Below are 19,041 nucleotides of genomic sequence, written 5' to 3' on the forward strand. Positions count from 1 at the left end.
ACGCGATAGTGTCATCCTAAACGCCGTGAAGGATCTGTTGACAGTTTCTTTTTTTAACCCTCATTGCGGCGAAGCCGTAGAGGGTGATCCAGCGAAGCGCAGATCGGGTGAGTCTAACGCTCAACTGTTCGTTATCTTTAAATATGTCATCTATAAAGAAGACATTGCAAATTCTGTGAAGACTCACCCCGGCTTCGCTTTGCTCGCCGCCCCTCTCTACGGCTTCGCCGCAAAGAGGGGATTATATGATTCTTATTTTTTATTTGTCATGCTGAAATGAAGAACCTTATATGCTTTGCAAGTTCAACGATAGATTCTTCCCCGCGTTCAGAATGACAAATTATGCCTTAATCAACCCGCGCTTTCCCGCTATAACCTACCATTGGTCAAAGGAAAATTACCATTGGTCAAACTGTTTTTATCAAGTAACCAGCTGTTGCTTCTTTTGATAAAAAAAGGACAACAATATGGAAACCACACAACGTCAAACTTACCTGGATTGGTTAAGGATATTATCAATAGCAGGTGTATTAGTTTTTCACTCCGCCATGCCTTATGCAGCCGGCGAAACCTGGCATATCCGTAACAAGGAAACCAGCGATCTGCTTACCTATTTTATTGCTTTTATGCACCTGTTCCGGATGCCGTTATTGTTTTTTATCAGCGGTACCGTAAGTTACTATATGATGAAAAACCGCAGCGCCTTAAGTTTTATAGGCTTGCGGTGTACCCGATTGCTTATCCCTTTGCTTGTGGGTATGTTTATTATAGTGCCACCGCAAATATACATGGAACGCTTAACACAGGGCTTTACAGGTAATTACTGGGATTTTTACAAAACCGTATTTCAGTTTGTGCCATACCCCATGGGCGGCAGCTTTAGCTGGCACCATCTATGGTTTATAGCTTATCTGTTTATATATGACCTTGTATTTGCACCATTTTTTATGTGGATGGTATCGGACAAAAGCAATAATGTTAAACAGGCCTTGCACAAGTTAAGCAAAGGTAAACTGGTTTACCTGTTAGCTATTCCGTCTGTAATTTGGTATGCGCTGCTGAGCAAACGCCTGCCCGAAACTGCCGATCTGGTTCATGATGGCTGTTATTTTGTTTACTGGCTGTTATTTGTATTGGCAGGGTTTATATGCATACAGGTGCCTTCGCTCATAGATAGTCTGCAGCGTAACCGCCGTTTTGCCATCAGCATAGGTTTTGTAAGCCTCATGATGTACTACTATGTATGGTTTAACGATGCAAAACTGCCTTTTGTCCCCGATGCAATATGGCCATTCTTTTCTGCCGCTTTAAAGCCTGTTATTGCATGGAGTTGGGTAATGGGTTTTATTGGTTATGGCAAGCAATACCTTAACCACCCGCACCGTGTACTCAACTATGTAAATCAGGCGGTATATCCTTTTTACATCCTGCATCAAACAGTAATTGTTATTTTAGCCTATTACATTACCCGGTCGGCCGGCGATACCGTACTCATGAAATACATTTATACTGTTATAGTTACCTTGATTGTTACCATGGGTGTTTTTCACTTCTTTGTGAAACCCTATCCGGTAATACGGTTTTTGTTTGGCATGAAACCATTAAACAGCTCAAATAAAAAAGCCGCCCCAGCCGCTAAAGTATTTGTAGAAAAAGAATCATTAGTAGAAATTGCAGCATAAAAATGGCAAGGTCACGATTTATAAAATATGTTTTCCCCGCAATATACGGGCTGATTGTTTACTTTACCATAAGGTTGTTGCAGGATACCGAAAGTGGTTTCCGTTTCTGGAACAGACCGCTGCTGGTTAACGCGCTCGAAATTGGCTTAAGTATATTGGTTGGGTACATCTTCATATACATGATAAACTATGTGTGTGACCTTACCGACCGGCGGCAACAACCTGGTGACAAGTTAACCCCATCATTATTATGGCGGGAAATATACATGGTTGCCGGTTTAAGCATTATCCTGGTTAATTTGATATTTACCCCGATAGCTGCATTTACAGACGATGGCTTATCATGGAGCGATCTGACGAGCATTAATATTGTTCCCCTGTTGTATGTGCTTATATATTATGGCGTTATCCGCAGCGGTAAGTTTTTAAAAGCTTATATTGAGCATCAGCTGCTGGTAGAGAAATTGACCAACGACAAATTAGAAACCGAACTGAAGTTTTTAAAGGCACAATATCATCCTCACTTTTTGTTCAACGCGCTGAACACCATTTATTTTCAAATGGATGAGGATGTACTGGGAGCAAAAAAGAGTACCGAGTTGCTCTCCAGTTTGTTAAGATATCAGCTTTACGACCAGCAGCAGCAGGTTGCTGTGCGGCAGGAGCTGGAATACCTGGAAAACTACATTCAGCTGCAAAAGATCAGGGCGAGCCAAAAAATGCGTTTAAATGTAGCTTTTGACGAACAATTAACCGATCAGCAGATTTACCCCTTGCTTTTATTGCCACTGGTAGAGAATGCTTTTAAATATGCAGGCGGAAAATACACCATTGATATTACGGCAAAAGGTACCCCGAACGGCATTGTATTTAGGGTGTATAACGATACGCCGGCACAAATAAAACCTTCGGGTAATTATAGCGGCATAGGGCTGGAGAATTTAAAAAGGCGCTTACATTTGCTTTATCCGGATAAACACCGGCTGGTTACCGGCCACACAGAAAATAGCTACACCGCCGAACTGGAATTAAATTTTTAAATAATGACATCAATCAGTTGTATTATTACCGATGATGAACCATTTGCTCGCAAAGGGCTGGAAGGCTATGTTGCCAAAGCTGGTTTCTTTGATTTGAAGGCCCAATGTGAGGATGCCATGGAACTGGGTATGGTTTTATCGCAGCAGCCGGTTGATCTGCTTTTTCTGGATATACAGATGCCGCACTTAACAGGTGTCGATTTTATCAAGTCGCTGGCCAACCCGCCGAAGGTGATTTTTACTACTGCCTTTAAGGAGTACGCTACAGATGGTTTTGACCTTGATGTGCTGGATTATTTGCTTAAGCCAATTTCGTTTGAGCGTTTTATGAAAGCCGCTTTTAAAGCCAAAGACTACTTTGATCTGCGAAGCAGTAATAATGATACAAACTATCTGTTTGTAAAAAGTGATGGCAAGCTGGAGAAGGTGGTGTTTGATGAAGTGTTGTACATTGAAGGCATGGAAAACTATATCGTGATACACACCGCCAATAAAAAGATCATCACCCACAGTACTTTGAAAGCTTTTGCCGATAAGCTGCCCCAGCGCAGGTTTTTACAAACCCATAAATCGTACATTATAGCTCAGGATAAAATTACCTCTATTGAGGGTAATATGCTAAATGTTGGTCAGCACCAGGTACCGGTGAGCAGGCAATTACGCGATCAGGTGATGCGTACGCTTATTAATGAAAGATAGAGGCTTATTCAGATAGTTCCTTTTTCATCAAGAGGTCGGTTTGTTGTTCGCTGCCGAGCATGAACGGGTGGCTGCCAAATATATCGAACCCATGTTTCCGGTAAAAATCAATAGCTTTTTGATTGTGCTCCCACACACCAAGCCAAACGTATTGCAAACCCATATCACGGGCAGTTTGCAAAGCGAAATTTAATAACTGGTGCCCGATTTTTTTGCCATGATGTTCGGCCAGTACGTAAATACGTTCAACCTCGAGCGATTGACTGTCCTGCAGTTCAGTTTGGGCCGCGTTGAAATTGATCTTGATGTAGCCGGTTATCTCGCCGTCAAGCACAGCAAAATAAAAATGCGAATCGGGGTTGCTGAGCTCGTCCTTTACTTTTTGAGTAGTAAACGCCGTGGAAGCGTATGCCTCCATATTTGCCGGATCATTTAAATGTGCAAAGAAATCAAAAAAAGTTTTTCTGCTAAAGGTAAGCAGTGTATCCGCATAGGCAAGGGTTGCTCTTTGAAGAACGATATTATTTTTGGTCATTAAAATAGCTTGTAATTAATCAAATTGCTCCTTTAAACGCACCAGGCGATCAATCATCAGGTTAAGTTTTTCTTCCTCGTTTTTAAACATACGGGGCTTTAAATAAAAGGTGGTGAACAAGAACCATATTATTGTAAAGCCGTAAGTGATGAGTTTAAATGGGAGGGAAGCGGTTTCGAGTACTTCGATTAGATAGAGGGCAAGACCGCCGCTGATGAGTAATGTGTAGATATAATAGAACCAGCCAATTACTTTAGTTCTGTTTTTTTGATAGGCTTTCAAACTGTCAAGGTATTCGGCGGGGTTAAGGGTTGCATCGCGCTTGCTTAATATGTGGTAGTGCCTTACTATGAGCGAGAGGTACATAAGCATGGTGACCAGCACAATCAAAATACCCACTGTGGTTACCCACGATTTAAAGGCCAGAAAAAATGTAATGATGAACGCGAATATGGTTATCACCACCATGGCCACTATACTCCAGTATAACTTTGTAGTTATGCTGCGAATCCCCTTCTTTACCTGCTTCAGCACCTCATCCACCGAAAGCTGATCTGGCTTTGGCTGTCCCTGCCAAACCGACATCAAATGATCAAAGTCTTTCATACTGGTTATATAATTCTGTTAACTTCTGTTTTATACGATAAATTTTCACTCTCAGGTTCCCTTCTGATATACCCGAAATATCTGCTATTTCGGGGTATGGCACTTCATCAAGCACCATGGTTATTATAATTCTTTCTGACTCCTCGAGCTTTGAAATACACTTGTACAACAAAGCCACCTGCTCGTTTTTATCTGATAGTTCCTCTCTTTTGGTTTCGGCTATTTGGGGGGTAAGTTCGTCTTTAGCCTGTCGTTTTTCTGAACGTAAGTAAGTTAAACAAGTATTTACGGCAATCCGGTATATCCAGGTTGATATCATGGCCTGGTTACGGAACTTTTCTAAATTTTGCCAAACTTTTAAAAAAGTTTCCTGCAAAAGGTCGTTCGCGGCATCATCATCGCCGGTGTAACCATAGCACAAATGGAATATCTTTTTAGAATTAGCCTCATATATTTGCTTGAATGCTGCTTCTTTGTTGGCCACAGTGTTAATAGATTTTTAAGTTTAGATTACGTTTATACCTATATGTTACAACAGGTAATCATTCTTTTTAAACCATCCCAATTTTTTTTCCGCCTCCTCTATTAAGTTGTTGTAACCTTCGGCATAGTCAAACTGCAGGTCTTCATGCAGCTTGCTTATCAGCGTCCTTGTTTTTTCTACCTGCCTGGTTAATATCAGCCTGATGGGTTTGTAGGATGTGCGCCTATCGGCATATTCGAGGTAATTATCACAAAAATTTAAGAGTAATTCAATTTCGGCCCCCTTTGATCCTGTAAATTTGGTGTATTTGCTTAACAGCCTCAAAATTTTACGCATCCCTTTAGCTGCATGATAACTTAAAGCAGGTAACTGACTGAACATAAAGCCTGCTTCGGCCTTAACTTTTTCAATAAAGGCAGTTTCGTCATGGGCTTCAAATAGTAAATAGGCCAGCAATTCTTTGTTCTCTTTTTTATAACGTGCCAAACGGAGCAATAATTCAGTTAACTGTTCATTGGGCAGGTGCTGAATTTCTTTTTTGATATGCTGTAATCCGTAAGAGCTTATGTTCATGTTGTTTTTAAATATTTTAGCAAAATATTAAATAGTTGTAGTTTAGCGCCCTCTAATGGGTTATATGCAAAAAAAAAGCAAGCTTACACTTTATATTTTTATAGCACTTATACTGGGTATAATAGCCGGTTATATTTACAATGTTAGTGTAATTAAAGCCATTAACGATAATATTAACACCGCCGATGCTCAGGTAAAAGCCATAAATACCAAATTGGTTTTACTAAATGACACTACCGCTGCTGAGCATATAGCGTTAAGAGCCCAAAAACTACAACAATTAAAGATCAGTAAAGATAATAATTCTATACGCGAGGGTAAGCTGGAAGGTTTTACCATTTTGAGCGATATATTTTTAAGGCTGATAAAAATGATAGTGGCGCCGCTTGTTTTTACCACGCTGGTGGTGGGTGTCGCCAAAGTAGGGGATATTAAGGCTGTTGGCCGAATTGGCGGTAAAACCATGCTTTGGTTTTTAAGCGCTACGCTGGTGTCACTTTTATTGGGGATGCTTTTTGTAAATGTGTTTGAGCCCGGAAAAGTAATGCATCTTCCATTGCCCAATAGCTATTTAAGTACCGGGATCAAAAAATCGGCACTGTCGTTAACAGATTTTATCGGGCATGTTTTCCCCAGAAGCTTTATTGAAGCTATGGCCAATAACGAAATACTGCAAATAGTAGTCTTCTCCCTATTTTTTGGAGTAGCGACTGCGGCTATCGGTGAGCAGGGCAAAATTGTTATAAAAGCAATGGATGCCATTGCTCATGTGATACTGAAAATAACCGGCTATGTGATGAAAATGGCGCCACTGGCAGTTTTTGGAGCTATAACCGCGGTAATTGCCAAGCAGGGACTGGGGGTTTTATCTACTTATGGTATTTTCATTAGCGAGTTTTATTTCGCGCTTATTATGCTTTGGGCCGTTATCATTTTCGCCGGCTTTGTTGTGCTGCGTAAACCGGTATTTAAATTGGTAGGTAATATAAAAGATGCCATGCTGATAGCTTTTAGTACATCTACAAGCGAGGCCGCCTACCCGAGGGTACTTATTGAGCTGGAGCGTTTTGGGTGCAGCAACAAAATTGTAAGTTTTGTACTGCCACTGGGTTACTCGTTTAATTTGGATGGCTCCATGATGTACATGACCTTTGCTTCCCTGTTCCTGGCGCAGTCCTACGATATTCATCTGTCTTTCGGGCATCAGTTGTCAATGCTGCTGGTATTGATGCTTACCAGTAAAGGGGTAGCGGGTGTTCCAAGGGCATCGCTGGTAGTTATAGCGGCCACCTTATCTATGTTCAATATTCCGGAGGCAGGTTTGTTCCTGCTGATCGGTATCGACCCATTGCTTGATATGGGGCGTTCAGCAACCAACGTACTAGGTAATGCCATGGCTACTGCTGTTGTAAGCAAATGGGAAGGGGAACTAAAATAATTATTGAATTATTGATTTTTGGAAGCGCAAATCAAATTCTTAAAATTGCACCCCATCAAGAAAAACGGTATCAACAAACAAAAAAATATAAATATATCAAGTAAAAAACTCAAAATTCGGTAACTCAATAATTCAATATTCAATAACTCAATAATTCAATAATTAAAACATGTCCGACCGTTCAAAAAAGATATTTTTCGCGCTTACCATCATTGTTCCATTTTTGGTTTACTGCTTTTACTATTATGGTATGATGATCAAAAACGCCCCTTACAGGTTCTCTGATTTTGATTCGATAACGTTCGCCTACGGTCCGGTTGATAGCCTGGTAAATAGGTACGATTCAAAAACAGGCGATTACCAGTATGTAGACAGACGAGATTCGCTGGTAAAAATGCATTTAAGACTTACCAACGACGATTTATTATACCTGCACCGTAAAGCGGCAGATCTTGGTTTCTGGGATTTTCCGGTAAAAGAACTGGCTGATAGCACACACGGAAAAAACAAATCTATACGCTATATTATTGAGTTTAAATACAAGAAAAAAAGCAAGCGGGTAGTGTTTGATACCGAGTATGCCGGCGACGTGAGGCTAATAGATGCAAATAAGACCCTGATTAAGGAAATAAGACAAAGTTTATATACGGCTGAAGAAAGACTGAAAAAATAACATATAGTATGTTGTTTTTTAAATAATCAATCCCTATATTTGCACCTCGAATTTTAAAACAATAATTAACAAACATGTACGCAATAGTAAGTATAGCCGGACAGCAATTTAAGGTTGCAAAAGACCAGCAGATCTTTGTACACAGGTTACAAGGCGATGAGGGCGCTAGTATTGAATTTGACAGTGTATTGTTAGCAGAAAACGAAGGTAAATTCAAATTAGGTTCTGATTTGAAAGGCGCTAAAGTATCGGCTAAGATCGTGTCTCATTTAAAAGGTGATAAAGTGATCATCTTCAAAAAGAAAAGAAGAAAAGGTTACAAAAAGAAAAACGGTCACCGTCAGCAATTTACCAAGATCGAGATCACTGGTATTACATTATAATTAAAGTTTAAACCGAGCCGATTGATTGGCTCATAAAAGATATTAACAATGGCACACAAAAAAGGGGCCGGTAGTTCCAGAAACGGCCGTGAGTCGCATAGCAAACGTTTAGGTATCAAAATTTTCGGTGGTCAGCCAGCTATTGCAGGTAACATCATCGTTCGTCAGCGTGGTACTAAACACAATCCTGGCGTTAACGTAGGTATCGGTCGTGATCATACATTATTTGCATTAGCTGATGGACAGGTAGTTTTCAGAAAGAAAGCTGATAACCGTTCATACGTTTCTGTAGTACCGTTTGAAGTAGCGCCGGTTGCAGAAGATGCAGCGCCTGCACCTAAAGCAAAAGCAGAAAAGAAAGTAGTTGAAGCACCAGCTCCGGTAGCTGAAGCTGTTGCAGAAGAAGCTCCAAAAGCAAAAAAAGTAGCAGCTCCAAAAGCAAAGAAAGCTGATACAGAAGCAACTGAAGAAGCAGCAGCTGAGTAATTAGCTGAAACTTTACAAATATTAAAAAGTCCCGGTCATTATTGATCGGGACTTTTTTGTTTGAATAAACCGGGTGTCATGGTGAGCCACTTCGAAGCATGGCGGTGGGGCCTCTACGCACGAGTCTTCGACAGGCTCAGACTGACATGCCTACCTTTTTATTTTATGCTCAAGAAAAAACAGGGGGTGTCATGGTGAGCTCAGTCGAACCATGGTGAGTAGGGCTTCTACGCGCGAGTCTTCGACAGGCTCAGACCGACACAGTTCCTTTTTTATTTATACTCAAACAAAAACAGGAGGTCATGGTGAGCACCGTCGAACCATGGTGGGTAGGGCTTTACGCGCGAGTCTTCGACAGGCTCAGACTGACACAGTTCCTTTTTTATTTATACTCAAACAAAAACAGGAGGTCATGGTGAGCACCGTCGAACCATGGTGGATGGGCTTCTACGCACGAGTCTTCGACAGGCTCAGATTGACATGGCCTCCCTTATTTAATTATCAATGCTCTCTCACCAGTAAATGATCTGCAAAAAACCGTAGGTGTTGTTTGCGCTCTTCGGGCAGGTTAATGCTATCCAGTGCCCCAAAAGCTTGTTCGGCATATGTTTGCATGGCTTGCTCGGCATATTGCCGTATTTGTAACTGACTGTATATACCGGTTACCGCAGTTACTTTTTCTGCCGCATCAAAGGTTTGGTTGTTTAACCAATTGCTCAGTTCATCGGCCTGTGCATCTTTAGCCAGTTCAAGGGCTTTAATAAGCAAGTAGGTTTTTTTGTTGGATATAATATCGCCTCCAACCTGTTTGCCAAATTTACCCGGGTCGCCGTAAACATCAAGTATATCATCCTGTAATTGAAAGGCCACGCCCAGGTTAACACCAAAATTGTATAGTAATTGTGCATCGGCCGATGTAGCACCGCCTATAATAGCACCAATTTTGAGCGTTCCGCCCAATAATACCGCGGTTTTAAGACGTATCATGGTCAGGTACTCGTCAATGCTTACATTTTGGCGCTTTTCAAAGCTCATGTCAATCTGCTGGCCTTCGCATACACCTGTGGCGGTTTCGTTAAAAACATCCATTACACGGCGCAAAATGGCGTCCTGTACCTTCATCATCAGTTTGTTCGATTCCACCATCATGGCATCGCCCGAAAGAATTGCTACATTGGCGTTCCACTTTTCGTGTACGGTTGTCTGACCGCGACGGAGTGGGGCCTTATCCATAATATCGTCATGCATCAGGGTGAAGTTATGGAACACCTCAATTGCCAGGGCAGGTTGAACGGCACCTTCCACGTCGCCGCCGAAAAGGTCGCAGGCCATAAGCAGCAGGGCAGGACGCAGGCGTTTACCGCCCAGGGCCAGAATATAACTTATAGGTTCGTATAAGTCGGCAGGGGTTTCCGGAAAAGATAGTTTATCAACCGCTTCATTTATCAGTGCCTGCAGATCTGTAAGTTTCTTCATATTATTAGTTAGTGGTGAGTGGTTGATCAAGTAACTATAACGGGAGATAACCGATTAACTACTCACTCAATCAACCACACACTAATATATCATTCCTGTACTAATGAAAAATCAATTTGTTTTTTTGTAAGGTCAACGTTCTTTACTTTGATCCTCACCTCATCGCCCAGCTGGTATATTTTCTTTTTACGCTGGCCAATGATGGCATAATTTTTCTCGTCCAAAGTATAAAAATCATCAGATATATCGCGCAAACGGATCATGCCTTCGCATTTATTTTCAATGATCTCCACATACATGCCCCATTCGGTAACGCCTGATATAATACCGGTAAATATATTGCCTACCTGATCTTTCAAATACTCAGCCTGTTTGTATTTTACCGAGGCGCGCTCCGCATCGGCAGCTTTTTTCTCCATTTGCGAGCTGTGCGAACATAGTTTTTCATAATGCTCAGCATTGGCCGACTGGCCGCCGTTTAAGTAATGAAACAATAGCCTGTGAACCATCACATCCGGGTAACGGCGTATTGGCGATGTGAAATGCGTATAATGGTCAAATGCCAAACCGTAATGGTTGCTGGTTTTGGTGGTATATATGGCTTTGGCCATTGAACGGATAGCCAGTTGGGTAAGCACGTTTTGCTCCTTTTTGCCTTCCACATCTTCCATCAGGAAGTTAAGTGACCGGGCGGTTTCCTTGTCAGATTTGGTATTGATCTTGTAACCGAAACGGGCAGCAAACTGTGCAAAGTTGGCCAGCGCATCGGGTTTGGGCGAATCATGCGTACGATACACAAATGTGTATTTATGCTTGCCTTTACCCATTTTGCTTACATGTTCGGCAACTTTGCGGTTAGCCAAAAGCATAAAATCTTCAATGAGCTTGTGGGCATCCTTACGTTCTTTTACATAAACGCCAATAGGCTTACCATGGTCATCAAGCTTAAATTTAATTTCTGTGGCTTCAAAGCTTATAGCGCCACTTTTAAATTTACGTTCGCGCAGTTTGTAGGCCAGCGCATTGAGCGTTAGTATTTCATTTACAAAATCCCCGGCTTTGTTTTCAATTACTTCCTGCACTTCTTCGTAAGTAAAACGCCTGTCGGAATAAATAATGGTTTTACCGTACCATTCATTCATGATATAGGCGTTTTGATCCAGCTCAAATACTGCCGAAAAGCAAAGCTTATCTTCTTTAGGTCGCAGGGAGCAAAGCCCGTTAGACAGGCGCTCGGGCAGCATGGGGATCACCCTGTCTACAAGGTAAACTGAGGTGGCGCGTTCCAGCGCTTCCTTATCCAGGGCAGAGTCGGGCGCTATATAATGCGATACGTCGGCGATGTGTACACCTACTTCATAATTGCCGTTCTCCAGCTGTCTGAATGACAAGGCATCATCAAAATCCTTGGCATCAAAAGGGTCAATGGTGAATGTGGTGATATTCCTGAAATCGCGTCTTTTAGCTATCTCCTGGGGACTAATAAAATCTGAAATGGCTTCGGCTTCATGCTCCACTTCGGCCGGGAATGATAGGGGAAAGCCATATTCGGCGAGTATGGCATTCATTTCGGTGTCATTCTCGCCCTGGGCGCCCAGTATATGTTTTATACGACCAATGGGGTTCTTCGCATCGGTTGGCCAGTCGGTAATTTCGGCTACAGCTTTTATCCCGTTTTTAGCACCGTTTAATTCGCTGATGGGGATAAAAATATCGTGCATCATTTTACGGTCGTCCGGGATAAAAAAGGCAAAGCGTTCCGATAGTTTCACGACACCTGTAAACTCCATTTTGGCACGCTGCAAAATTTCAATAATCTCGCCTTCCTTGCGTTTGCCCTTGCTTTTGGCGTATACGTAAACCTTAACCCGGTCGCCGTTTAGTGCATTGCGTAATTTACGTGGTGCAATAAAAATATCGCTCTCAAATTCATCATCGGTAACAATAAAGGCCGATCCGTCATTAGTCAGGTCTACCTTGCCTTCAACAAATGTTTTGAGCTCAAGCAGCTGGAATTTGCCGGGCGAAAGCTCCTTTAATACCGATTTTTTGGCTTCGTCTTTTAATATATCAAATATGATCTCGCGCGATTCGGGATCGCGCACATTTAGTTTAGCAGAAACTTGTTTGTAATTTAACGGCGTATTGCCGTTTTGTTCAAATATGTCAAGTACCATTTGAGTGAGCACCTGAACTATAGAAGAATTGTTTTTCTTTTTAGACATACATAAGTATTTACGCAAAGATACGGAATTTGCCTGTTAAGCGATTGGGGTTTGGGCGATGTACAAAAAGGCTTCGTTATAAAAAACGTATGCCGTTAGCCCTTTGGTATAGATGCAATTAGTCTTTTGGTATAATCTTCTTTAGGTCGATAATATATATCATCAGGATACCCGGTTTCTACTATTTTTCCCTGGTTCATGACCATCATACGGTCGGATATATGTTTGATAACGGCAAGGTCATGAGATATAAAAATGTAGGTAAGCTTAAATTCCTGCTGTAATTCCCGAATAAGGTTAAGCACCTGGGCCTGCACCGATACATCAAGCGCTGATACCGACTCATCACAAATAATAAATTTAGGCTGCAGGGCCAGCGCGCGGGCTATTACGATGCGTTGCCTTTGCCCACCCGAAAACTCATGCGGGAAGCGGTTAAAATGTTCGGGCAGCAGGCTTACCCGTTGTAATAACTCTAATACCTTTTGCTTGCGTTTGGTGTCATTACTATAAAACTGATGCACCTGCAAAGGTTCCATTAATGATTGCCCAACGGTTAAACGTGGGTTTAAAGAGGAGTAGGGGTCCTGAAAAATGATCTGGATATCGCGGCGGATCTCCCTGAGATCATTTTTTCTTAGGCTGCCCAGATCTGTTCCCTCAAAACTTACCTTGCCTGCCGAAGGCTCTATCAGCCGCAAAATGGTACGCCCCAAAGTTGTTTTACCGCAGCCTGATTCGCCTACCAGGCCCAGTGTTTCGCCGGGGTACACATCAAAACTTACATTATTTACGGCTTTAACAACCTCACCCGAGGGGCCGAATAAACCCGGATTTACCGGGAACCAGGTTGAAAGTTTTTCGATATTCAGTATGGGTTGCTGCTCGTAAAGCTTCTTTTTTCTTTCCGCTATCTCCACGTCGGGATAATGATATAAGGCCCTGATGCTTTCGATAGTAGCGGTTTGCGCGTTCGCGATATCATCAGCATTAAAAAAATCGGCAATAACAGGCAGCTTTTTTAGGTGCTGACCTGGTGAAGGGCGGCAGGCCAGCAAGCCTTTGGTGTACGGATGCTGCGGGTTATTGAACAGCTCGGTTACTGAGGCCTCTTCTACGATCTGGCCTTTGTACATTACCAGCACGCGGTCTGCAATTTCTTTAATCACACCCAAATCATGCGATATGAATATTAAGCTACGACAGCGGGTTGCTTTAAGGTTTAATAAAAGTTCAATAATGGCTTTTTGTACGGTTACGTCTAACGCTGTGGTTGGTTCGTCGGCTATCAGTATCTCGGGGTTGCATGAAAGCGCCATGGCTATCATCACCCTTTGTTTTTGCCCGCCCGATATTTGGTGCGGATAGCTGTCAAATATAGCCTCAGGGCGGGGGAGTTGCACTTCGTTAAAAAGCTCCAGTGTTTTCTTTCTGGCTTCCGCTTTGCTTAAACCAAGATGAAGTTGTATGGCTTCGGTAAGCTGAAAGCCACAGGTAAGCACCGGGTTAAGCGAGGTCATGGGTTCCTGGAATATCATGGCCATGCGGTTACCTCGTATGTGGCGCATTTCCTGTTCAGGGAGTTCAAATAAGCTGGTGTCATTTAGCTGTACCTTGCCGTTAATTACAGTTTGGTCTGTATTCAGCAAACGCATCAGTGCCAGCGAGGTCACCGATTTTCCCGAACCCGATTCGCCCACTATACCAATGGTTTCGCCCTTCTTTAAATCGAACGATATGTTTTTTACAGCCTTAAATAAGCCGTCCCTCGTTTTAAAACTAATCGACAAATCTTTTACACTCAGCATTATTACCCTATTATAGTGATAAATTCATCTTTTATCAACTCTTCGCCGCGGTAACGTCTGAGCAATTGGGCAGTAGCTATCACATCTTTTTGGCAATAGGTGCATATACGGTCTAACCGGTTCTCCTGCCAATAAACATGACCAACCATGCTGCCGTCAATATCATCTTTGGGGCTGGGGATGTTAAAAATAGCAGTAAGCAGGTTTAAGGAAGTATAGTTTTTATAATCGCCAAATTTCCATAGTTCCATGGTATCCAGGTGGGTTACTTCCCAAGGTTTTTTCCCAGCGAATTGCAGTTGGGGCGGAAACGGTAGTCCGTTTACAAGCAGCCTGCGGCAGATATACGGGAAATCAAATTCCTTCCCATTGTGAGCGCACAGCACCAGGTTGGTCGGCTGACTGAAGAGCAATGCTGAGAATTTGGCAAGTAACTCCTTTTCGTCGTGACCGGCAAATGATTTTACCCGTAGGCCGATATCCTTGCCCCCCGTGAAAATTCCCGCCGATATACATATTATTTTGCCAAACTCGGCCCAGATGCCTGCGCGCTGGTAAAAGCTGCCTGCGTCCTCATCTTTACGCTGGTTTTGTGTTTTAAGGTCCCAAAGTACCTGCAAGTTTTCGGGTAATTGCTCGTGACTGCTGTATTGTGGCACGGTTTCAATATCAATTACCAATAAATTATGCAGATCATACTGTTCAAGCATGCAATTAAAATTTATGAGGCAATATAATTATAGTTTTTAGTTTTGAGTGATGGGTTATGAGTTTACATAGAAAATAAGCTTCTTGTCATTGATGTACGAAGAAATCTTTACTCAAGTAATTATTGAAACGAAGGGTGTCTTGCTGCTCTGTAGAAGCATGGTGGGGTAACCTTTGCGCTCGCCCTTCGACAAGCTCAGTGTGACAGCCACTGATGCTGTCCTAAAGAGATTACTTCGTGCCTCGCAATGACACATTTTTTATTTGACTCATTTACTCAAAATCTCAAAACCGATATTGATGGTATTACCGTTTCCGTCAACCAGTGTAAGTATGTGTTTGCCGGGAGGCGGGTTTAATGCCATTTGATGAAAATCTTTGGTTTCGCCAACATATTGATCATCCAGGTGCCAGAATATTTTCATGCCCGGCACCCGATGGGCCGCGTTACAGATCATCCGGCCCCGGCTGCCGTCAGCCTCAAGCGGCACATATATTTTAGCGCCATCCTTAGGATATATTACCTCCATGGCGTTATTATTTTCGGCCTGGCTGCAGCCATCGCGGAACGGTGGCAATACATGGTACTGATAGTTGCGTGCTTTGTAATAATATTCCATTGAAGGCGGCAATACAAACCAAGTTTTATTGACCATGTTTTGCGGCGATTCGCAGTTGCCGTTTACCTGGTATTTGCCATCGGCAGAGAGGTGTATCAACTGGTGGTACGGGCAAACAGGTGCCCTTAACCCGGCTTTAGGTATCCACATTTCGTCGGTATCACTGCAATATTGCCCGGCGCGGTAGCCGCTTTGCCGGCATACGTTTATTTTTACCATTTCGCTGGTGGGCATTTCAAACCAATCACGCGTTACGGGTAATAGTCTAAATATTTCAAACAGTACCGGTGCGGCAGTATTGATGCCGGTTAAGCCGGGCCTGCCTTCGCCATCGGTATTGCCTACCCACACGCCAACCACATACCTGGGTGTAACGCCTATTGCCCATCCATCACGAAAGCCAAAGCTGGTGCCTGTTTTCCAGGCCACCCGTTGCGTGGAGCTGAATTGCTGCCATAACATTTCCTCGCCGGGCCGCATTACCTCTTCCATAGCCTGAAACGTGTAATAAATAGAGGCGGCATCCAATAAGCCCGATCTTTCTAAGTTGGGTTTCCCAGAATTATTCTGCAAGCTGTAGACCGGGTTATGATAATCGCCCGGATCATACATTCCTTTGTATTTATTATAGTGGTTAAGCACCCGGGCCATATCGGCATAGGCACCGCTGAGCTCCCATAAGGTGTTTTCGCCGCCGCCCAATATTAGTGACAGGCCGTAATGGTCAGCCGGTTTGGTTAGGGTAGTGATCCCTGTTTTATGCAGGAAATCATAAAATCTTTCATATTTAAACTGCTGCAGCATTTTTACCGCGGGCACGTTAAGCGAGCGAGATAAGGCCCTTGAAGCTGGTACTGCGCCATCATAACCCAGATCAAAGTTCTCGGGATGATAACCGGCAATTAAGGTAGGCACATCGGGCAGCAGACTATTGGGTAATATAAAGCCATTATGCAGCATAGACGCATATAATAAAGGTTTTAACGTGCTGCCGGGACTGCGGGGGGCATCTATCACGTCAACATCGCTTTCCATTTGAGGATCTTCCCGGTGCGAAATGTTACCGGCATATGCCAATGCAGCGCCCGTTTCCACATCTAAAACAATGGCCGCAATGTTATTAATATCATTTGCCTTTAAAACCTGGTGATGCTGCTCCAGTATGTCATTAACCTGTTGTTGCAGCGTTGAGTTTATACTCGTTTGAAGCCTTGTATCACCCAGGGGGTTGGCCTGGTGATCATTTTTAAAACGCTGTAGCAGGTGCGGTGCAAACTGCGGCAAAGGCATTGGCCTGTCTGGTACAGGCTCTAACTCGGCCAGGGCTTTGGTTGTGCTGTCAATAATACCATCCTGGTTAAGTTTGTTCAATAACAAATTACGTTTTTTGAGCAATATAGCCCTGTTCCTGCCGGGATGTACCAATGACGGGGAGTTTGGCAGAACCGCCATGGCAGCCATTTCGCCCCACGAAAGTTTATCGGGGCCCCGGCCAAAGTATCGCCATGAGGCTGCATCTAAACCTACCACGTTAGTGCCAAAAGGAGCGTTACTGCTGTATAAAGCAAGCACCTCATCTTTACTATAGGTAAGCTCCAGCCGCAGGGCCATAAAAATTTCAATTATTTTGTTCCAAATAGTGCGTTTATGTTTAGTTGCCAGCCTGATAACCTGCATGGTAATGGTACTGCCACCGCTGGTTACCTTTTTTGATTGCATATTTTGCCTGATGGCCCGGCCGAAGGCCAATGCGTCAAAACCAGGGTGGTGCTCAAAGCGCTTATCTTCAAACGTGATGATGCATTGTTTAAATTTTTCGGGTACGTTGCTGTTGTACGGAAAACGCCACTGACCATCAGTTGCTATGGCAGCCCCCAGTAATTGCCCGTTATTATCATCAATTACATAAGATGTAGGGCTTTTAAATAACGGTTTAGGCAAACAAAACCAAAATAGCAGGGTTAAACCAAACAAGAATACGAGTATTAGTACTACTTTTGGTTTTTTTAAGTAAACTTTGGCTCGTTTTAATATTGCTTGCATTAATATATTTTCAATAAAGATAAAATAAGCCATATACAGCAGCATAAGATACGCAGCGGCTGTATAGTTTCATAACAAAACAATAATGACAATACAAAAATTATCAATTATTATCCCTGCCTATAACGAAGGTAATACGATACATCTGATTTTGGATAAAATTAAAGCCGTAGACCTTACAAATGATATTCAAAAAGAGATCATTATTGTAAATGACTGTTCAAAAGATCATACTGAACAAGCTATTAATACTTATCAGCAAGCTAATCCCGACCTTAATATACAATACTTTAAACACGAAATTAATAAAGGTAAAGGCGCGGCATTACATACCGGTATATCAAAAGCTACAGGAGAATACCTGATTATTCAGGATGCCGATCTTGAGTATGACCCATCAGAATACAATGACCTGTTAAAGCCTGTTATTTCGGGCTTTGCCGATGTGGTTTACGGATCAAGGTTTATGGGGAGCAACCCACACCGTATCCTGTTCTTTTGGCATACTATAGGCAACAGGTGGCTTACGTTCGCATCAAACATGTTTTCAAACCTGAACCTTACCGATATGGAAACCTGTTACAAGCTGTTTAACACCAAGGTAATACAGGCCATACCGCTTACCGAAAGACGATTTGGCTTTGAGCCTGAAATTACCATCAAAATTTCAAGGGTGCCAAAAATCCGGATATATGAGGTGGGTATATCCTATTACGGGCGTACTTATGAAGAGGGCAAAAAAATAGGCTGGAAAGATGGGGTAAGGGCTATCTATTGTATATTAAAGTACGGTTTGTTTAAAGCCAGGTAAAAATCTTTCAAAGTTAACATCCCAATACCTGATTTCGCCGGCTGTTATTTCTGTGGCTAAACTTGCCATATTATTTTCGTCGGGTTTAAAGCTGTTTATAAGCCAGTTTGTATCTGATGAAAGTATGTTAATATCTACTTCATGATTGCCTGTTAAGCTGGGTATATATTTCAGGCAATCATCCAACCCCTGTGCTGTTGCTTTGGTAATGGCCTCCTTACGTGTCCAGAGCAAATAAAAGCTGTTAATGGTATCCTGATGCGCGATGTAATTGATCTCGTCTTTGCCAAAATTGTCTGCAAGTATCTCTTTATAGCTAAACGATGAATCTATTTCTTCTGTATCTACACCAACTTCGGTATTTGATATAGCAATCAGCACCCAATCGCCCGAATGTGATACATTATATTTGATGTTTTGCTGAAATATAGATGGCTTTTTATTGGCGCTTACCACAAATTTAATAGTTGTAGCGGGCTGATTGGTATATTTGGCAAGCAGGCATCTTAATGCGCCGCGACTTACCACAAACCTAAGCCTGTCCTTTTTTTGTACATAGCGGTTTGCCCTTACTATTTCATCGGGTAGTAATACCTTAAAAAAGTCGTCGATAAAAGCCAGGTTTGAACTGATTTTGATTCTCCATACATCTACCTGATTATCATTTAATTTATAATCGCATTCTTTCCCAATTTGCCATTTGACATCATCCTGAAACTGAATGCGAACTTTAATTAAACTCATGGGTATA

18 protein-coding genes are annotated in these 19,041 nt (G+C 42.5%); 8 read left to right on the forward strand and 10 right to left on the reverse strand.

Annotation, left to right across the window (positions count from 1 at the left end; genetic code table 11):
• Positions 1 to 467: 467 nt before the first annotated feature.
• The 3 genes from SNE25_RS16850 to SNE25_RS16860 are packed head-to-tail and all read left to right on the forward strand — an operon-like array spanning position 468 to position 3,421.
• Positions 468 to 1,682 carry an acyltransferase family protein gene (locus SNE25_RS16850; RefSeq protein ID WP_321560159.1) on the forward strand — a complete coding sequence of 405 codons (1,215 nt, stop codon included), beginning with the start codon at positions 468 to 470 and terminating at the stop codon, positions 1,680 to 1,682.
• 2 nt (positions 1,683 to 1,684) lie between these two features.
• Positions 1,685 to 2,722 (forward strand): sensor histidine kinase, encoded by a 1,038-nt coding sequence (locus SNE25_RS16855; RefSeq protein WP_321560160.1) that lies wholly within the window; start codon positions 1,685 to 1,687, stop codon positions 2,720 to 2,722.
• A 3-nt stretch (positions 2,723 to 2,725) separates the two neighbouring features.
• Entirely contained in the window at positions 2,726 to 3,421 is a 696-nt protein-coding gene (locus SNE25_RS16860) for a LytR/AlgR family response regulator transcription factor (protein ID WP_321560161.1), read from the forward strand.
• Positions 3,422 to 3,425: 4 nt separating this feature from the next.
• Here the strand turns inward: SNE25_RS16860 and SNE25_RS16865 are convergent, their stop codons facing one another.
• Genes SNE25_RS16865 through SNE25_RS16880 form a run of 4 tightly spaced genes read right to left on the reverse strand, consistent with a single transcriptional unit; the run spans position 3,426 to position 5,619 of the window.
• The gene (locus SNE25_RS16865; protein WP_321560162.1) at positions 3,426 to 3,956 is read right to left on the reverse strand and encodes a GNAT family N-acetyltransferase; all 531 of its coding nucleotides are present in this window, start codon (positions 3,954 to 3,956) and stop codon (positions 3,426 to 3,428) included.
• Positions 3,957 to 3,971: 15 nt separating this feature from the next.
• Entirely contained in the window at positions 3,972 to 4,562 is a 591-nt protein-coding gene (locus SNE25_RS16870; protein ID WP_321560163.1) for a hypothetical protein, read from the reverse strand.
• Positions 4,549 to 5,046 (reverse strand): RNA polymerase sigma factor, encoded by a 498-nt coding sequence (locus SNE25_RS16875; protein WP_321560164.1) that lies wholly within the window; start codon positions 5,044 to 5,046, stop codon positions 4,549 to 4,551. The genes SNE25_RS16870 and SNE25_RS16875 overlap by 14 nt, the downstream gene beginning before the upstream one ends.
• Before the next feature lie 45 nt (positions 5,047 to 5,091).
• Entirely contained in the window at positions 5,092 to 5,619 is a 528-nt protein-coding gene (locus SNE25_RS16880) for a hypothetical protein (RefSeq protein WP_321560165.1), read from the reverse strand.
• 64 nt (positions 5,620 to 5,683) lie between these two features.
• Between SNE25_RS16880 and SNE25_RS16885 the strand changes: the two genes are divergently transcribed.
• The 4 genes from SNE25_RS16885 (at position 5,684) to rpmA (ending at position 8,599) form a co-directional block, all read left to right on the forward strand.
• On the forward strand, positions 5,684 to 7,057 hold the full coding sequence (locus SNE25_RS16885; protein WP_321560166.1) for a dicarboxylate/amino acid:cation symporter: 1,374 nt from the start codon (positions 5,684 to 5,686) through the stop codon (positions 7,055 to 7,057).
• Between the two features lie 169 nt (positions 7,058 to 7,226).
• Positions 7,227 to 7,730, forward strand: a complete 504-nt coding sequence (locus SNE25_RS16890; RefSeq protein WP_321560167.1) for a hypothetical protein — start codon at positions 7,227 to 7,229, stop codon at positions 7,728 to 7,730.
• A 74-nt stretch (positions 7,731 to 7,804) separates the two neighbouring features.
• On the forward strand, positions 7,805 to 8,113 hold the full coding sequence (gene rplU, locus SNE25_RS16895; protein ID WP_090467954.1) for a 50S ribosomal protein L21: 309 nt from the start codon (positions 7,805 to 7,807) through the stop codon (positions 8,111 to 8,113).
• 48 nt (positions 8,114 to 8,161) lie between these two features.
• Positions 8,162 to 8,599, forward strand: coding sequence for a 50S ribosomal protein L27 (gene rpmA, locus SNE25_RS16900; RefSeq protein WP_321560168.1), 438 nt, complete (start codon positions 8,162 to 8,164; stop codon positions 8,597 to 8,599).
• Between the two features lie 501 nt (positions 8,600 to 9,100).
• Here rpmA and SNE25_RS16905 read toward each other — a convergent pair.
• The 5 genes from SNE25_RS16905 to pbpC all read right to left on the reverse strand — a co-directional run bounded on the left by SNE25_RS16905 (position 9,101) and on the right by pbpC (position 17,479).
• A complete protein-coding gene (locus tag SNE25_RS16905; protein WP_321560169.1) occupies positions 9,101 to 10,075 on the reverse strand; it encodes a polyprenyl synthetase family protein in 975 nt (324 codons plus the stop codon).
• An 89-nt stretch (positions 10,076 to 10,164) separates the two neighbouring features.
• Positions 10,165 to 12,300, reverse strand: a complete 2,136-nt coding sequence (gene rnr / locus SNE25_RS16910; protein ID WP_321560170.1) for a ribonuclease R — start codon at positions 12,298 to 12,300, stop codon at positions 10,165 to 10,167.
• 95 nt (positions 12,301 to 12,395) lie between these two features.
• The gene (locus SNE25_RS16915; RefSeq protein ID WP_321560171.1) at positions 12,396 to 14,108 is read right to left on the reverse strand and encodes an ABC transporter ATP-binding protein; all 1,713 of its coding nucleotides are present in this window, start codon (positions 14,106 to 14,108) and stop codon (positions 12,396 to 12,398) included.
• A gap of 2 nt (positions 14,109 to 14,110) precedes the next feature.
• Positions 14,111 to 14,818, reverse strand: a complete 708-nt coding sequence (locus tag SNE25_RS16920) for a 3'-5' exonuclease (RefSeq protein ID WP_321560172.1) — start codon at positions 14,816 to 14,818, stop codon at positions 14,111 to 14,113.
• A 267-nt stretch (positions 14,819 to 15,085) separates the two neighbouring features.
• Complete coding sequence (gene pbpC, locus SNE25_RS16925; RefSeq protein WP_321560173.1) at positions 15,086 to 17,479, reverse strand: penicillin-binding protein 1C; 2,394 nt, start codon at positions 17,477 to 17,479, stop codon at positions 15,086 to 15,088.
• Between the two features lie 85 nt (positions 17,480 to 17,564).
• Here pbpC and SNE25_RS16930 point away from each other — a divergent pair, with 85 nt between their 5' ends.
• Positions 17,565 to 18,290: a glycosyltransferase family 2 protein gene (locus tag SNE25_RS16930; protein ID WP_321560174.1), complete on the forward strand. Its 726-nt coding sequence runs from the start codon at positions 17,565 to 17,567 to the stop codon at positions 18,288 to 18,290.
• Here SNE25_RS16930 and SNE25_RS16935 read toward each other — a convergent pair.
• Positions 18,261 to 19,034 carry a 4'-phosphopantetheinyl transferase family protein gene (locus SNE25_RS16935; protein WP_321560175.1) on the reverse strand — a complete coding sequence of 258 codons (774 nt, stop codon included), beginning with the start codon at positions 19,032 to 19,034 and terminating at the stop codon, positions 18,261 to 18,263. The two genes, SNE25_RS16930 and SNE25_RS16935, sit on opposite strands and share 30 nt — an antisense overlap.
• Positions 19,035 to 19,041 lie beyond the last annotated feature (7 nt).

It is taken from the genome of Mucilaginibacter sabulilitoris (genome assembly GCF_034262375.1).
In the GTDB taxonomy this organism is placed as follows: Bacteria; Bacteroidota; Bacteroidia; order Sphingobacteriales; family Sphingobacteriaceae; genus Mucilaginibacter; species Mucilaginibacter sabulilitoris.

Bases quoted from the DNA above. Each gene is read 5' to 3' on its own strand.
- SNE25_RS16855 (WP_321560160.1), top strand. From the start codon at position 1,685: ATGGCAAGGTCACGATTTATAAAATATGTTTTCCCCGCAATATACGGG.
- SNE25_RS16920 (WP_321560172.1), bottom strand. From the start codon at position 14,818: ATGCTTGAACAGTATGATCTGCATAATTTATTGGTAATTGATATTGAA.
- SNE25_RS16860 (WP_321560161.1), top strand. From the start codon at position 2,726: ATGACATCAATCAGTTGTATTATTACCGATGATGAACCATTTGCTCGC.
- SNE25_RS16890 (WP_321560167.1), top strand. From the start codon at position 7,227: ATGTCCGACCGTTCAAAAAAGATATTTTTCGCGCTTACCATCATTGTT.
- SNE25_RS16905 (WP_321560169.1), bottom strand. From the start codon at position 10,075: ATGAAGAAACTTACAGATCTGCAGGCACTGATAAATGAAGCGGTTGAT.
- SNE25_RS16915 (WP_321560171.1), bottom strand. From the start codon at position 14,108: ATGCTGAGTGTAAAAGATTTGTCGATTAGTTTTAAAACGAGGGACGGC.
- SNE25_RS16865 (WP_321560162.1), bottom strand. From the start codon at position 3,956: ATGACCAAAAATAATATCGTTCTTCAAAGAGCAACCCTTGCCTATGCG.
- SNE25_RS16930 (WP_321560174.1), top strand. From the start codon at position 17,565: ATGACAATACAAAAATTATCAATTATTATCCCTGCCTATAACGAAGGT.
- SNE25_RS16935 (WP_321560175.1), bottom strand. From the start codon at position 19,034: ATGAGTTTAATTAAAGTTCGCATTCAGTTTCAGGATGATGTCAAATGG.
- SNE25_RS16885 (WP_321560166.1), top strand. From the start codon at position 5,684: ATGCAAAAAAAAAGCAAGCTTACACTTTATATTTTTATAGCACTTATA.
- rnr (WP_321560170.1), bottom strand. From the start codon at position 12,300: ATGTCTAAAAAGAAAAACAATTCTTCTATAGTTCAGGTGCTCACTCAA.
- rplU (WP_090467954.1), top strand. From the start codon at position 7,805: ATGTACGCAATAGTAAGTATAGCCGGACAGCAATTTAAGGTTGCAAAA.
- SNE25_RS16880 (WP_321560165.1), bottom strand. From the start codon at position 5,619: ATGAACATAAGCTCTTACGGATTACAGCATATCAAAAAAGAAATTCAG.
- SNE25_RS16850 (WP_321560159.1), top strand. From the start codon at position 468: ATGGAAACCACACAACGTCAAACTTACCTGGATTGGTTAAGGATATTA.
- pbpC (WP_321560173.1), bottom strand. From the start codon at position 17,479: ATGCAAGCAATATTAAAACGAGCCAAAGTTTACTTAAAAAAACCAAAA.
- SNE25_RS16870 (WP_321560163.1), bottom strand. From the start codon at position 4,562: ATGAAAGACTTTGATCATTTGATGTCGGTTTGGCAGGGACAGCCAAAG.
- rpmA (WP_321560168.1), top strand. From the start codon at position 8,162: ATGGCACACAAAAAAGGGGCCGGTAGTTCCAGAAACGGCCGTGAGTCG.